The organism is Meridianimaribacter sp. CL38 (genome assembly GCF_004328055.1).
GTDB lineage: Bacteria > Bacteroidota > Bacteroidia > Flavobacteriales > Flavobacteriaceae > Gaetbulibacter_B > Gaetbulibacter_B jejuensis.
Genome location: NZ_QKWS01000006.1, coordinates 23,533 through 36,381 on the forward strand (window position 1 = coordinate 23,533; position 12,849 = coordinate 36,381).

The 12,849-nt window shown below is 32.6% G+C and carries 12 protein-coding genes and 2 tRNA genes; 7 read left to right on the forward strand and 7 right to left on the reverse strand.

Annotation, left to right across the window (positions count from 1 at the left end):
• Nucleotides 1–9 precede the first annotated feature (9 nt).
• Nucleotides 10–2,658: an AsmA-like C-terminal region-containing protein gene (locus DMZ43_RS13365; protein ID WP_131508857.1), complete on the reverse strand. Its 2,649-nt coding sequence runs from the start codon at nt 2,656–2,658 to the stop codon at nt 10–12.
• 216 nt (nt 2,659–2,874) lie between these two features.
• Nucleotides 2,875–3,579: a queuosine precursor transporter gene (locus DMZ43_RS13370; RefSeq protein WP_131508858.1), complete on the reverse strand. Its 705-nt coding sequence runs from the start codon at nt 3,577–3,579 to the stop codon at nt 2,875–2,877.
• A 72-nt stretch (nt 3,580–3,651) separates the two neighbouring features.
• Here DMZ43_RS13370 and folK point away from each other — a divergent pair, with 72 nt between their 5' ends.
• Entirely contained in the window at nt 3,652–4,785 is a 1,134-nt protein-coding gene (gene folK, locus DMZ43_RS13375) for a 2-amino-4-hydroxy-6-hydroxymethyldihydropteridine diphosphokinase (RefSeq protein WP_129761155.1), read from the forward strand.
• On the forward strand, nt 4,775–5,260 hold the full coding sequence (locus DMZ43_RS13380; protein WP_131508859.1) for a GyrI-like domain-containing protein: 486 nt from the start codon (nt 4,775–4,777) through the stop codon (nt 5,258–5,260). The genes folK and DMZ43_RS13380 overlap by 11 nt, the downstream gene beginning before the upstream one ends.
• Before the next feature lie 29 nt (nt 5,261–5,289).
• On the opposite strand, the gene DMZ43_RS13385 is transcribed toward DMZ43_RS13380, so the two are convergent.
• On the reverse strand, nt 5,290–6,063 hold the full coding sequence (locus DMZ43_RS13385) for a hypothetical protein (RefSeq protein ID WP_131508860.1): 774 nt from the start codon (nt 6,061–6,063) through the stop codon (nt 5,290–5,292).
• A gap of 63 nt (nt 6,064–6,126) precedes the next feature.
• Nucleotides 6,127–6,663, reverse strand: a complete 537-nt coding sequence (locus DMZ43_RS13390; protein ID WP_131508861.1) for an RNA methyltransferase — start codon at nt 6,661–6,663, stop codon at nt 6,127–6,129.
• Nucleotides 6,664–6,961: 298 nt separating this feature from the next.
• Between DMZ43_RS13390 and mutS the strand changes: the two genes are divergently transcribed.
• From mutS to DMZ43_RS13405, 3 genes are all read left to right on the forward strand, one after another.
• A complete protein-coding gene (mutS, locus tag DMZ43_RS13395; RefSeq protein WP_131508862.1) occupies nt 6,962–9,574 on the forward strand; it encodes a DNA mismatch repair protein MutS in 2,613 nt (870 codons plus the stop codon).
• Between the two features lie 102 nt (nt 9,575–9,676).
• A tRNA-Gly gene (locus DMZ43_RS13400) sits at nt 9,677–9,748 on the forward strand.
• A 23-nt stretch (nt 9,749–9,771) separates the two neighbouring features.
• Nucleotides 9,772–9,855: transfer RNA gene (locus DMZ43_RS13405), tRNA-Leu, on the forward strand.
• Between the two features lie 58 nt (nt 9,856–9,913).
• Here the strand turns inward: DMZ43_RS13405 and DMZ43_RS13410 are convergent.
• The 3 genes from DMZ43_RS13410 to DMZ43_RS13420 are packed head-to-tail and all read right to left on the reverse strand — an operon-like array spanning nt 9,914 to nt 11,720.
• Complete coding sequence (locus DMZ43_RS13410) at nt 9,914–10,546, reverse strand: transglutaminase family protein (protein ID WP_131508863.1); 633 nt, start codon at nt 10,544–10,546, stop codon at nt 9,914–9,916.
• A 9-nt stretch (nt 10,547–10,555) separates the two neighbouring features.
• Nucleotides 10,556–11,152 carry a peroxiredoxin-like family protein gene (locus DMZ43_RS13415; protein WP_238155825.1) on the reverse strand — a complete coding sequence of 199 codons (597 nt, stop codon included), beginning with the start codon at nt 11,150–11,152 and terminating at the stop codon, nt 10,556–10,558.
• Nucleotides 11,127–11,720, reverse strand: a complete 594-nt coding sequence (locus DMZ43_RS13420) for an NAD(P)H-dependent oxidoreductase (RefSeq protein ID WP_131508864.1) — start codon at nt 11,718–11,720, stop codon at nt 11,127–11,129. The genes DMZ43_RS13415 and DMZ43_RS13420 overlap by 26 nt, the downstream gene beginning before the upstream one ends.
• 104 nt (nt 11,721–11,824) lie before the next feature.
• Between DMZ43_RS13420 and DMZ43_RS13425 the strand changes: the two genes are divergently transcribed.
• Nucleotides 11,825–12,184 (forward strand): helix-turn-helix domain-containing protein, encoded by a 360-nt coding sequence (locus tag DMZ43_RS13425; RefSeq protein WP_131508865.1) that lies wholly within the window; start codon nt 11,825–11,827, stop codon nt 12,182–12,184.
• 16 nt (nt 12,185–12,200) lie between these two features.
• On the forward strand, nt 12,201–12,773 hold the full coding sequence (locus DMZ43_RS13430) for a Crp/Fnr family transcriptional regulator (protein ID WP_106676121.1): 573 nt from the start codon (nt 12,201–12,203) through the stop codon (nt 12,771–12,773).
• Nucleotides 12,774–12,849: the final 76 nt, after the last annotated feature.

Below are 12,849 nucleotides of genomic sequence, written 5' to 3' on the forward strand. Positions count from 1 at the left end.
CTTAAAAAACTACTGCTGTTTGGTGCTGTCGGTTTTCTTTCGGTTTTTTATTAGTCCATTTAAAAGACTCTTAACACCTTCTTTAACAGGGTCTTTTGTAGTGGTAGTGTCTGTTTTAGTAGCTGTTGAGTCTTTTGTTGTTTCGTTAGTGGTATTTTTATCACCACCTAAAAGATTTCCAAGTAAGTCATTCACTTTATCTTTTCCAGAATTAAGTAATTTTTGCTTTTCAATCTCAATAAGTTGTTTTGTAAGATTAGAAACGCCACTTGTTAAATCGGTAGAAACTTTTGGACTCGTATAAGAACCAGTAATATTTGCAGTAACAGGAATAGTGATTTTGTTAACGTCGTTGTCATTTATTTTTCCAATAAGTCTGTTTACATCACTTCCTAAATATTTTGCAGGTACATTAAATACTGCGTTATACGACATGGTTTTTTCAAAACTATGCGAACCAGAAACCTCAATACCTATATCCTGATAGGATAGTTTAAATGGTTTAACAGTGACATTACCATTTTCAAATTTTAACTGCGCTTTAATGTCATTAAGGTTAAGTTTACTGAAGTCTACAAAGTTTAGAGCGCCTTCTAGCTTACTTAACAATTCGCCTTCCTTTGGGTCTATTTTAGTGGTCAGCAATTCTGCAAAAGCATCACCTGAAATAGAACTTAATTTTGGCGAAAACTCCTTGTCAAGACTACCAGCTAAATTAATAGTAGTATTAAGTTTTCCTTGCAATGCTTTTGCAATTGGAGCTAAGCTTTGCAACAATTGTAAATCTTTAAATGATTTTGAAATGTCAAAGCTATCTGCACCTAAACTAAGATTAAAAGTTGGTATATCTGCTTTGGTAGAAACGTTTCCAGTTACTGCCAAAATACCATCAAAAATAGATGAGGTTAGGTTTTGTAGTTTTGCTTCTTGGTCTTTTATCACCAAAGCACCCTTTACATCTTTAAGGTTTAAATTATCATAAACTACAGTTTTAGCATTAGCGTTTATGGTGCAATCTAAAAAGTCAGGTATTTTTAATGATTCTGAGGCTGGAGTAGTTTTATTGGTGTCTTCTGTTTCAGAACTAGCAACCATAAAATCACTAACTGCAAAATAGTTAGAATTTACATTAAAGTTTCCTTGTAGTTTTTTGTCGCTTAGTAAAAATCCAATAAGGTTTTTAATAGTTCCTGTAGCATTTAGGTCGCTTTCTCCAGTTTTTGCATTAAAACTGTTAAGGCTTACAGTTCCTGGGTTAAAAGTAACATCGGCTTTTGAAATATGAATTGGGTTTACAATATCTTCTGAAGAAAATATAAAATCAGAAACCGTTACCGAACCGTTGTTTTTTATGCGTTCGTATTGGTTTTTTTCAATCGCTTCCATATCAAAAGCAGTATTTAATTGTCCTTTTAAAATACCACTTAACTCATTTTCTAACTCAATTGGATATGCTTTAGTAATGTTGCTCAGGTTTAATGTTCCGTCAAGATTAGCATTTACCATCATGTTTTTTGTAATGTTTTTTATAGTTGCCGAAGATTTAAACACGTCTTGGTCTATTTTAAAATTCAAGGTGTTTATAGCTACAAAAGTATCATCAACATTTCCTGTTGTGTTTTTTATAGCTGTGTCAATGGTAATGTTTTCAACACGTTTTGGCAAATCAGGATATTTAAACGATGCATTGTTAGATAAAATACTAATATCTAATGTTGGTATAGTGGTTTCTGAAACCAAACCTTTAATAACACCAGAAACTTTAAAATCTCCAGAGGTTTCTACATCATCAATGTTTTTGGAATAGGTTTCAGGTATTACTGCTAAGAAATCCTTGAATGACGATTGCGGATTTTCAAAAGTAATATCAATTTCTTGACCTTCGTCTACCATTTGAACATACCCTTTAAACTCAAGTGGTAACTGGTTAATGTAACCTTTGTTGTCCTTAAATGTGTACTTTTGGTTGTTGAGGTCTAAGCCAATTAAGGCATCTAACTTTATGTGGTTATTATTTAAGTATTTTGTGCTATCCATACTTAAACTCACATTGGCTTCGGTTTTAGTGTCTAATTCAGAAGCTTCAGCTGAAAATGTTCCTTTTCCGCTATGGTTAAGTTCAGTAACATAAATTTCGGTATTGGCACCTTCATCTAAATAAGTTAATGCACTACTGTTAATACTATAATCTTCAATGTCAAACGAAAAACTAGAGCTTTCAGTTGAAGAGTCAGTGTTATTTGTTGTGTCGTCTTTTTTGGCTAAATCGTAGTTTGTGTTTCCAAATTTATCGGTTTTTAATGTCAATAAAGCTTCATCGACAGTTATAGAATTAACCACAATTGGGTCTTCATCGGCTTTTTTGAAAAGTTCTTTTACTGACATGGTAAACGAAATATTCTTTGCAGTTGCAAAGGTTTCGTCTTTAAACGGTTCAAAATTGGTAATCACTAAATCATCAACATTTACATGAGCTTGCGGGAAACTCCTTATCAAGCTCAAGCTAACATCGCTAAACTCAACATGAGCATTTAAGTTTTGGTTGATAAAGTTTTTTACCATATCCTTTATTTGAGATTGAAACGCAAACGGAATGGCTAACAGGAGAAGAAATACTATAAGAATTACTATACCTAATATTTTTAATGCTTTTTTCATCAGATGATTTTTAGTGTTTGTTGTTGGTTATATGCAATGCCTCAATGTTATTATTGATAATTTGTAATCTATAAAAACTGGACATGTCATAAGTTGGTTTATGTAAGTATATACGTATAAAATAGCAGATTGGTTGATGCAAAGCAAATTTAACAATCTTTAAGTTAGACACGCGTAAACTTAATAAGTCAAAAGGTTAAATAAACTTTAACATTTTTAGAGCAGTTGAAGTTCTTCATTGGTTTTAAGCTTAAACCTTCTTTTAAACAAGTATACGCCAAGGTATAAAAATGGAGTGTCAAATAAAGCGACGAGTACTTTAAACAAAAAGCCAGCAACCAATAAGCCTTTGAAGTTTTCCCAAGGAATAATATCAAACGAACAAAGAAGCATTAATACTGTAAAGGTATCGACAAATTGAGAAAACCAAGTAGAAAAATTGTTTCTTAACCATAAGTGTCTGCCTTTAGTAAGGCGTTTCCAGAAATGATAAATTTGAATATCTATAAACTGAGCAAATAGATATGCCATCATACTAGCGCAGACAGCAATGGCAGAATTCCCGAATACTTTTGAGAATAATGCATCGTCAACATAAGACCAAGAAGTAGCAGGAACAGAGTTGGCAGCAAAAATTATTAATAACGAAAATACCGAAGCAAAAATACCAGTAACTACAACTTGGTTAGCTCTCTTTTTTCCATAGATTTCACTGATAAGATCGGTAATTAAAAACGTAACAGGATAGGGTAAAATACCAACCGAAATTTCAAAAAGCTTTGTTCCAAAAACCGAAACGTTTACAGGATACCAATAAAAAAACTTCTGAAAAATTAAATTAGAAACCACCAAGGAGGTTATAAACAAAGCAGCTAGGAGCAGGTAAATTCGTTGTGAAGCAAGTTTGTCTTTTAACGTCATTTTAAATTGTGAATAAATAGGTTTAGTAAATATAAACTATTAAAATTTCTTTTACTTATTTTGAAGCCTGTTATGAGCAATACCAACAAAGTTTACATCGCATTAGGGAGCAATAAAGGAGATAGATTAAAACATCTGCAAGATGCTGTAGATCTTATTTTTAAGCAAATAGGAAAGGTGAATATTATTTCAAAAGTGTACAATACACCTGCTTTAGGCTTTGAAAGTGACGACTTTTTAAATACATGTTTGCTTATTGAAACGCCTCTTGAAGCTCAAGATGTGTTACAGCAATTGTTGCAAATTGAAACACAATTAGGACGTCAGCGTACTGAAAATTCTGGATACGAAGCACGAACTATCGATTTGGATGTCTTGTTTTTTAATGACGAAATAATTGAAAGCAAAGACCTTGTTGTACCTCATAAAGAGCTGCATAAACGTAAGTTTGTGTTGCAGCCTTTATTTGATATTGCGCCAAAATATCAACATCCTGTTTATCAAAAAAGTATTACCGAATTACTGCAAGACTGTGACGATAAAAGTGCTATTGAAACCATAAATATTTGGTTGAAAAACCCAATAAAGCAATACAAGTTGTCAGGTTACAACTATATTGCTATTGAAGGAAATATTGGCGCAGGAAAAACCAGTTTGTCTACTCAAATTGCCCAAGATTTCAATGCTAAACTTATATTAGAACGTTTTGCTGATAATCCGTTTTTACCAAAGTTTTACGAAGATGCGCAACGCTATGCCTTTACTTTGGAAATGTCTTTTTTAGCAGATCGATACCAACAAATAAGCGATGATCTTTCTCAGCTAGATCTCTTTAAAGATTTTATAGTTAGCGATTATGATATTTATAAATCGTTGATTTTTTCAAAAATCACGTTGCCTGAAGACGAATTTAAACTCTACCGAAAGTTATTTTACTTAATGTATAAGGACATTGCTAAACCTGAATTGTATGTGTATTTGTATCAAAACACACAACGCTTACAAGAAAATATAAAAAAGAGAGGTAGAGATTATGAGCAGAATATAGATAACGACTATCTCGAAAAAATTAATGCTGGATATTTAGAGTTTCTAAAAAACCAAACTGAGCTCAACGTAAAGATTATTGATATTTCAGATAAGGATTTTGTGAGCAGTAGAGAAGATTATTTATGGGTTTTAGAGCAGATTTCTAATGGATTGTAAGATTATAACAGCAAAAGATGTTTTGGTTATTGGTATGAAAGCTTCGGTAACATTTCAAAGTATGTCTATGGAAATGAGTAAGCTAGCTAGAACATTTATGCCTAGGAAGAACGAAGTTTTAAATAGGTTAGGAGAACATACGTTTTCGATACAGGATTATAAACAGCAAGATTTTAAAGTAATAACACCTCAAGCTACTTTTGATAAATGGTTTGCTGTTGAAGTAGCTAATTTTAACAGTGTACCAAATGGTATGGAAACGTTAGTTTTAAAAGGAGGTGATTACTTAGTAATTAACTACAACGGAACATTAGCAAATTTCCCTAAAGTTTGGCAGTTTGTACTAAACGATTGGTTGCCAAAACATAATTACGAGTTGGACTACAGACCACATTTTGAAAAATTGCCAGCAAGTTATAATCCTATGAATGTTGAAAATGAAGAAGAAGTATGGATTCCTATCAGGTTAAGGTAGTGTTTTGGATTTAGTAATGCTTAGAGCCTTTATTCGTAGTATTCTATTTCTCTGTAGAAAGTTTTAACAAGCTCTTTTTTTACATAAAGTTTTTTTACTATCCAATTGTTGTGTTGGTCAAATGAATATTTATATGAAGTTGTTTTAATAAAACTTCCATTTTTATCATACTCTTTTTCCTTTGTGATCAAATTTTTTCTATTCCACTTATACTTGTATTTGTTGTACTTGTATGAGCTGTCAGACTTAGTCCAATCCATTTCTACACATTTTTCATTTTTATCGTATAAGCTTTTAACTTTGAGATTTGTTTGATAAAAATCGGAGTCTATATCTTTTTTCGAATAAAAATACAGGCTGCTTATCAATTTATGATTTTTATTATAAGTGTAAGCTTCAAAAAATTCATTTTCTTTTTCATTTTCAATAAATCGAAAACTTTTTTTTGCTAGCTGATTATTTCGGTAATCATAATTGGTAAAATATTTTAAAGAATCTTCGACGACAAAATTATTTTCAAGTTTTATTCTTCCGTTATCGTCATATTGATAATCTGTAATTAGAGTTTTGTAAGGTTTGCCGTTAAAGTACGTGTTTCTAATATTTGATATTTTTTCCCCTTCTCTATTATATGTTGTTTGATTAATTTCTGATGTGAAAACATACTTTTTCCCATCGGATGAAGTGTTTGTGTAAGTTTCAGTTTCAGTAATACTCTTGATTTTGATTTCAGAAGAATTGTTTTGAGAAAAACTAAAGTTAATAAACAGGGCGAGGTAAATAAAGAGAGGTGTTCTTTTCACGGTAAATATTTTGTCAATTAAAAATTGAACTTAAAATCATATCAGATATTGTGTTTCGCAACTTTAATTTAGCTTCTTTAGCTTTGAAAACACATCCCAAACCACAACACCACAACTCACCGAAATGTTTAAAGAGTGTTTGGTGCCATATTGAGGAATTTCAATAACAACATCACTTTTGCTAACCACATTTTGAGCAACACCTTTTACTTCGTTGCCAAAAACCAAAACGTAAGTAGTGTTAGCTTCAGGTTGAAAGGTGTTAAGCATAGTGGCATGTTCAGCTTGTTCAATAGCACAAACTTTTACCCCTTCAGATTGCAATTTTTCTATAAGTGAAAGCGTATCTTTAACATACTCCCATTGTACAGTATCTGTACTCCCTAAAGCGGTTTTATGGATGTCTTTATGTGGTGGAGTTGCTGTAATACCGCAGAGATATATTTTTTCAATTAAAAACGCGTCACTAGTTCTAAATACTGAGCCAATATTGTTTAAGCTTCGTATGTTGTCCAGCACAATAATGATAGGTGTTTTTTTACTGTCTTTAAATTCGTCTACACTTAGTCTGTCTAGTTCGCTATTTTTTAGTTTTCGCATCAAAAATTTATGTTTTGTTTCCGCGTAAGCAAAAAACCTTCTATTTAGTTACACTTAACCTTGTTAAAATCTCGCTATAATTGTAAATAACTTATAGTTACAAGGTTTTAAAAACCCTTAAAATATAAGTACATTAGCAATCCTTTAATTTTAGGTGTTTTCGATACAATTTTCAATGTTTTGAAAATCACTCAAACTGACATAAATTAAAAGAACGTCAATTCGAGTGTTTTGAATGTAATTCAAAATGTATCGAGAATTATACGAACAAAAATAACATTTAAAAACCATTTTACCATTGGCAAAAAAAGCTAAAAAAGAAACGCCTTTGATGAAACAATACAACGCTATAAAGGCAAAATATCCTGATGCGTTGCTGTTGTTTAGAGTTGGTGATTTTTATGAAACTTTTGGAGAAGATGCTGTTAAGGCTGCAAAAATTCTGGACATTATCTTAACCAAACGAGGTGCAGGTAGTGAAAGCGAAATAGAATTAGCTGGTTTTCCGCATCACTCCATGAATACTTATTTGCCAAAACTGGTTAAGGCTGGAGAGCGTGTTGCTATTTGCGACCAGCTGGAAGATCCAAAACAAACCAAAACTATTGTAAAACGTGGTGTTACTGAACTTGTAACTCCTGGAGTAGCTCTAAACGATGATATTTTACACTCCAAGACCAATAACTTTTTGGCTGCTGTATGTTTTGGTCGAAATAGTATTGGTGTATCGTTTTTAGATGTGTCAACAGGTGAGTTTTTAATTTCTCAAGGCAATACAGAGTATGTAGATAAACTACTTCAAAATTTTAAACCTAGCGAAGTGTTGGTCGCTAAGCCAAAACGTCAAGAGTTTAAAACAGTTTTTGGTGACAATTTTCATACGTTTTATTTAGAAGATTGGGTCTTTCAAGACGATTATGCCAATGAAACACTGTTAAAGCATTTTGAAACCAAATCATTAAAAGGTTTTGGGGTACAAGATTTGTTTGAAGGTATTGTTGCTTCTGGAGCTGTGCTTCATTATTTAGGAGAAACTCAGCATCATAAATTACAGCATATTACATCCATTCAACGCATAACGCAAAACGAACATGTGTGGATGGATCGATTTACCATAAAAAATCTAGAACTTTATCAGTCAACCAATGCTCAGGCAGTAACTTTGGTAGATGTTATAGATAAAACTATTTCTCCAATGGGAGGACGTTTGTTAAAGCGTTGGTTAGCGTTGCCATTGGTGAATATTGATAAAATAAGGCAACGACATGAAGTAGTAAACTACTTTTTAAAAGAACCTGCTATACTTGCCAAAATACAGTCGTATGTAAAACAAATAGGCGATGTAGAGCGATTGATATCTAAAGTGGCAACCACTAAAATTTCACCTAGAGAAGTGGTGCAGCTTAAAAATGCTCTTGAAGCCATTGTGCCTATAAAAGCAGTAACAATGCAAGCTGAAAATAAGGCATTGCAACATATAGGAAATCAATTGGAGGCCTGTGAAGAGTTGAGGCAACGTATAAAGTCAACGCTTAATGAAGATGCTCCTGTAAATATTTTAAAAGGAAATACGATTTCTTCAGATTTTTCTTCAGAATTAAAAGAACTTAGAGATTTATCTACGTCTGGGAAAGAATACCTAGATAACATGCTTGAGCGCGAAAGTGAACGCACAGGAATTACCTCTTTAAAAATAGCATCAAACAATGTATTTGGTTATTATATTGAGGTTAGAAATACGCATAAAGACAAAGTTCCTCAAGACTGGATACGTAAACAAACTTTAGTAAGTGCAGAACGCTACATTACAGAAGAGCTTAAAGAGTATGAAGCCAAAATATTAGGTGCTGAAGAACGTATTTTAGCAATAGAGCAACAATTGTTTGCCGAATTAGTAAGTTGGATAGGATTGTTTATTCAACCGGTTCAAAAAAACGCAGCTTTAATCGCTCAGTTAGATTGTTTGTCTGGTTTTGCACAGTTAGCATCAGAAAACAATTACGTTCAGCCTCAAATAGATGATACTTTTGCTTTAGACATAAAAAATGGAAGGCATCCTGTTATTGAAAAACAATTGCCTCATGGAGAACCTTACATTGCTAATGATGTGTTTTTGGATAGAGAAGATCAACAAATCATTATGATTACAGGGCCAAACATGTCAGGTAAATCAGCCATATTAAGGCAAACAGCTTTAATTGTTTTACTTGCTCAAATAGGAAGTTTTGTACCTGCTGAATCAGCAAACATAGGATTGGTTGATAAAATATTTACACGAGTAGGAGCAAGTGATAATATCTCTATGGGAGAATCTACTTTTATGGTAGAAATGAACGAGACGGCTTCTATCTTAAATAATATTTCTGAACGTAGTTTGGTATTATTAGATGAAATAGGTAGAGGAACTAGTACTTACGATGGTATTTCAATTGCATGGGCAATAAGTGAGTATTTGCATGAACATCCTAGTAAAGCAAAAACATTATTTGCAACCCACTATCACGAGCTTAATGAAATGACCGAAACTTTTGAACGCATTAAGAATTTTAATGTTTCGGTAAAAGAGTTGAAAGATAATGTATTGTTTTTAAGAAAACTAGTTGAAGGAGGTAGTGAACATAGTTTTGGAATACACGTTGCAAAAATGGCAGGAATGCCTCAGCAAGTCATTCATAGAGCAAATAAAATATTAAAGCAACTAGAAAAATCGCATTCTAGTGAAGAGTTAACTGATAAGGTGAAATCGTTGGATAACGAAATGCAGTTAAGCTTTTTTAATTTAGATGACCCTCTTTTAGAGCAGATTAAAGAAGAAATTGTCAATACTGATATTGATACCTTAACACCTGTTGAGGCGCTTATGAAACTAAATGAGATAAAACGTATGTTGCTGAAAAAGAAGCGCGCATAAAAAAGTTTCTTTTTTTTTGCAAAAAGGCTTTGAGTTTCTGAGAAAAGTTTTAAATTTGCCCTCGCAATTATAACAAACGTTCTTTTAAATAATTGCTATATTGCGAAAGTAGCTCAGGGGTAGAGCATCACCTTGCCAAGGTGAGGGTCGCGGGTTCAAATCCCGTCTTTCGCTCTAAACCTTGAAAAAAATACCATGCTGAAGTGGTGGAATTGGTAGACACGTTGGACTTAAAATCCAATGACCATTAGGTCGTGCGGGTTCAAGTCCCGCCTTCAGTACAAAAAAAGCCTTACAGAAATGTAAGGCTTTTTGTATTTTAAAAAAACAGTTCTTCTTTTAAACTGTAATATGATCCTGACCTTCAAATCTTTCATAAAGACTAGGATAATTTGATTTAAATGTGTCCTTTATAAATTCTAATGGCACATCTTCAAAATGACCATAATCTTCAATGTAGGTCATAAATTTATGGTCGTCTTTATTGTATTCTTGCAACACTGCATCTTCGGTACCATTAAAATCTAAAACATCTACATTGTAAATAGCACACAATTCTTTATTAAACGCAGGCGAACATTTAACCCATTTGCCATTATAAAATACATCTACCAAACCATGAGGTGCCAGCTCGTTAGTGCCAATCACTTTTTCTAAACGCTCAGTAGCAATGTGGTTAGACACTTTAGCTAAATGTAACCTTGCAGGAATATTAAAGGCGCGTAAGCAAGCAATGTATAAAATGGCTTTGTCAATACAATGTCCATCTGGTTTTTTTGCAATATTACTGGCTTTAAAATGCGCTTTTGTTAAACCAATATTAAAAGGTAAATAACGCCAACCATCTCTAACCTTTAGATATAATTGCTCTATAATATCTTGTTGAGAAGTTAAGTGCTCAACCTCTTTTACAATGTCCTTAATAACAGGATTATCGTAATCGAAATAATAGGTTTTTTCAGTGTAATTCATATTACAAATTTATAACATTTCACCTCTTGCAGGATAACCTGAAGATACAATATAATCTACAGTCTTTACAAATGACGGTAAATAAGGTCTTCCCCAAGGATTACTATTTATGGCAGAATAATAGACTTTATTGTTATTATCTATTAAAAATAGTCCTGGTTCACTAAATGTGTCTGGTTCACCATCTTTTATAGCTTTACTTAAATATAATCCCCAGTTTTTAGCAGTTTCTAAATCTAAGTTATAACCTAATTGTAATTCTGATAGTTCCCATTTTTGACGTGATAAGCGTGCTCTAGACTCAGAATCCATACTTACAGCAATAACGTTAACGCCTCTTTCTTTAAATTCTGGTAACAAATCTTCTAACTGTTGTAGGTATTTTTTGCACAATGGGCAATGCAAACCTCTATAAAAAACCACTAAAGTGAAATTTTCTGGTTGCTGATTGTTAATCTGCCATTCGTTACCATCTAAAACTGGAAAAGTTAAATTTGGTGCTATATGCTTTGGTGTTGGTCTGTTCATTTTATGTGTATATAAATTATATTCTTTATAAATATGAAGACTTTTGAAAGGATTATATCTTTTGAAGCAATTCTTCATTAATATGCTTTTCAAATCTTGCAAAGTCGTTTTCAGTGTCTGGATTTTTCATCACATCATAAGCAAAAAAAGTTTTTAAAGGCTCTAGACCAAACCATTTAAAGTTAAGGTGCATTGGTAATAGCAAGTCGTCTTCACTTTTGCCTGCAAAAAAAGCTTCGTCAGGATTATTAAAAGCTTCTTTTGGTGCATTGGCAGTTACCGAAATCATATATTTTCCTTTTAACAAACCTCCTGAACCGTAATTCTTTTTTGGTGCTTCTGCTGTACGACCATCACCTTGAGATAGTTTTCCCATCATTCCTGCGGTAAACACATCGTCAATGTATTTTTTAAACGACCAAGTAATTCCCATCCAGTTAAGAGGTGTTTGCAAAAACACGATATCTGCCCAAAGAAATTTTTCAATTTCCTCATCTACATTGTATTCATTTTGAGTTTCTGTGGTCTTTACTCTTAAATTAGCATCACCTAATTGAGTGGATAATTTTTCAACAAAAGATTGATTTAATTTTCCTTCAGAAAAAGGATAATATTGATGACCATTAATTATAAGTACGTTTTTCATGTATTTAAATTTTAAATTAGTATTGCAAAGAAACCAATAATAGTTTATTTTTGAAACCAATAATGATTAAACCACCTTAAATAGTGGTTACAAAATGGTAACTAATGGGAAGAAAAGTAATTGACAATCCGAATGTATGTTCTTTAGTTCATGCGATGAACGTAATTGGAAATAAGTGGAAACCGATTTTAATTTACCTACTAGCTAACGGTAGTTTACGCTTTGGAAAACTCTTAATGTTTACACCTACCATATCAAAAAAAGTATTGACAGAACAATTACGAGAGCTTGAAGAAGATGGGATTATTATCAGAAAAAAATATGCCGAAATACCACCACGAGTAGAATATTCTTTATCTGAAAAAGGTGAAGCTTTGCTACCAATTCTTAAAAGTTTGAGCCAATGGACTCAAGACAGCTATAATGAAATAGAGTTTGAGGCATGCAGAATTGTAACTTTATAATTTCTATTTTTGAAGCATGCAAGACAAATACCAACTCTTAAGACAACATTTTGAAGAAATTGTAACACTTACAGATGAAGAGTGGAATTTTATTGCACCTCATTTTGAACATAAAAAACTTAAAAAGCATCAGTTTTTAATTCAAACAGGACAACCCGTAGATTGCGAATTTTGGATTATCAACGGACTTATAAAATCTTATGCTGTAGATGAAAAAGGTAGTGAGCACATTCTTCAATTTGCTATGGAAGACTATTGGGTCAGCGACTACTACGCATTTCAGCATCAAATACCTGCCACAATTTTTGTAGATTGTATAGAAGATTCTGAGTTTTTCTGCTTGTCTTTAGAAAGTCGTGAAACCATTTGTCAAAAAATTCCAGCTATGGCAAATTTCTTCCGAATAAAATCTAATTACGGATTTATTGGTTTGCAGCAACGTATCCTGTCTTTATTAACACAAACTGCCGAAGAACGTTACGACGCTTTATTATTTAAACTACCAAAATTAGTACAGCGCGTACCTAAAAAACTGATTGCAGCCTATTTAGGTGTATCCAGAGAAACCTTAAGTCGTTTTAAAGGTTAAAAAAGTGATATACATCACACTTTTTTATTGCGATACATCACTTTAAAATCGTGATATACATCCTCGCACAAGTAGT

Bases quoted from the DNA above. Each gene is read 5' to 3' on its own strand.
- DMZ43_RS13410 (WP_131508863.1), bottom strand. From the start codon at position 10,546: ATGAATTACACTGAAAAAACCTATTATTTCGATTACGATAATCCTGTT.
- DMZ43_RS13420 (WP_131508864.1), bottom strand. From the start codon at position 11,720: ATGAAAAACGTACTTATAATTAATGGTCATCAATATTATCCTTTTTCT.
- folK (WP_129761155.1), top strand. From the start codon at position 3,652: ATGAGCAATACCAACAAAGTTTACATCGCATTAGGGAGCAATAAAGGA.
- DMZ43_RS13380 (WP_131508859.1), top strand. From the start codon at position 4,775: ATGGATTGTAAGATTATAACAGCAAAAGATGTTTTGGTTATTGGTATG.
- DMZ43_RS13415 (WP_238155825.1), bottom strand. From the start codon at position 11,152: ATGAAGAATTGCTTCAAAAGATATAATCCTTTCAAAAGTCTTCATATT.
- DMZ43_RS13425 (WP_131508865.1), top strand. From the start codon at position 11,825: ATGGGAAGAAAAGTAATTGACAATCCGAATGTATGTTCTTTAGTTCAT.
- DMZ43_RS13430 (WP_106676121.1), top strand. From the start codon at position 12,201: ATGCAAGACAAATACCAACTCTTAAGACAACATTTTGAAGAAATTGTA.
- DMZ43_RS13365 (WP_131508857.1), bottom strand. From the start codon at position 2,658: ATGAAAAAAGCATTAAAAATATTAGGTATAGTAATTCTTATAGTATTT.
- DMZ43_RS13390 (WP_131508861.1), bottom strand. From the start codon at position 6,663: ATGCGAAAACTAAAAAATAGCGAACTAGACAGACTAAGTGTAGACGAA.
- DMZ43_RS13370 (WP_131508858.1), bottom strand. From the start codon at position 3,579: ATGACGTTAAAAGACAAACTTGCTTCACAACGAATTTACCTGCTCCTA.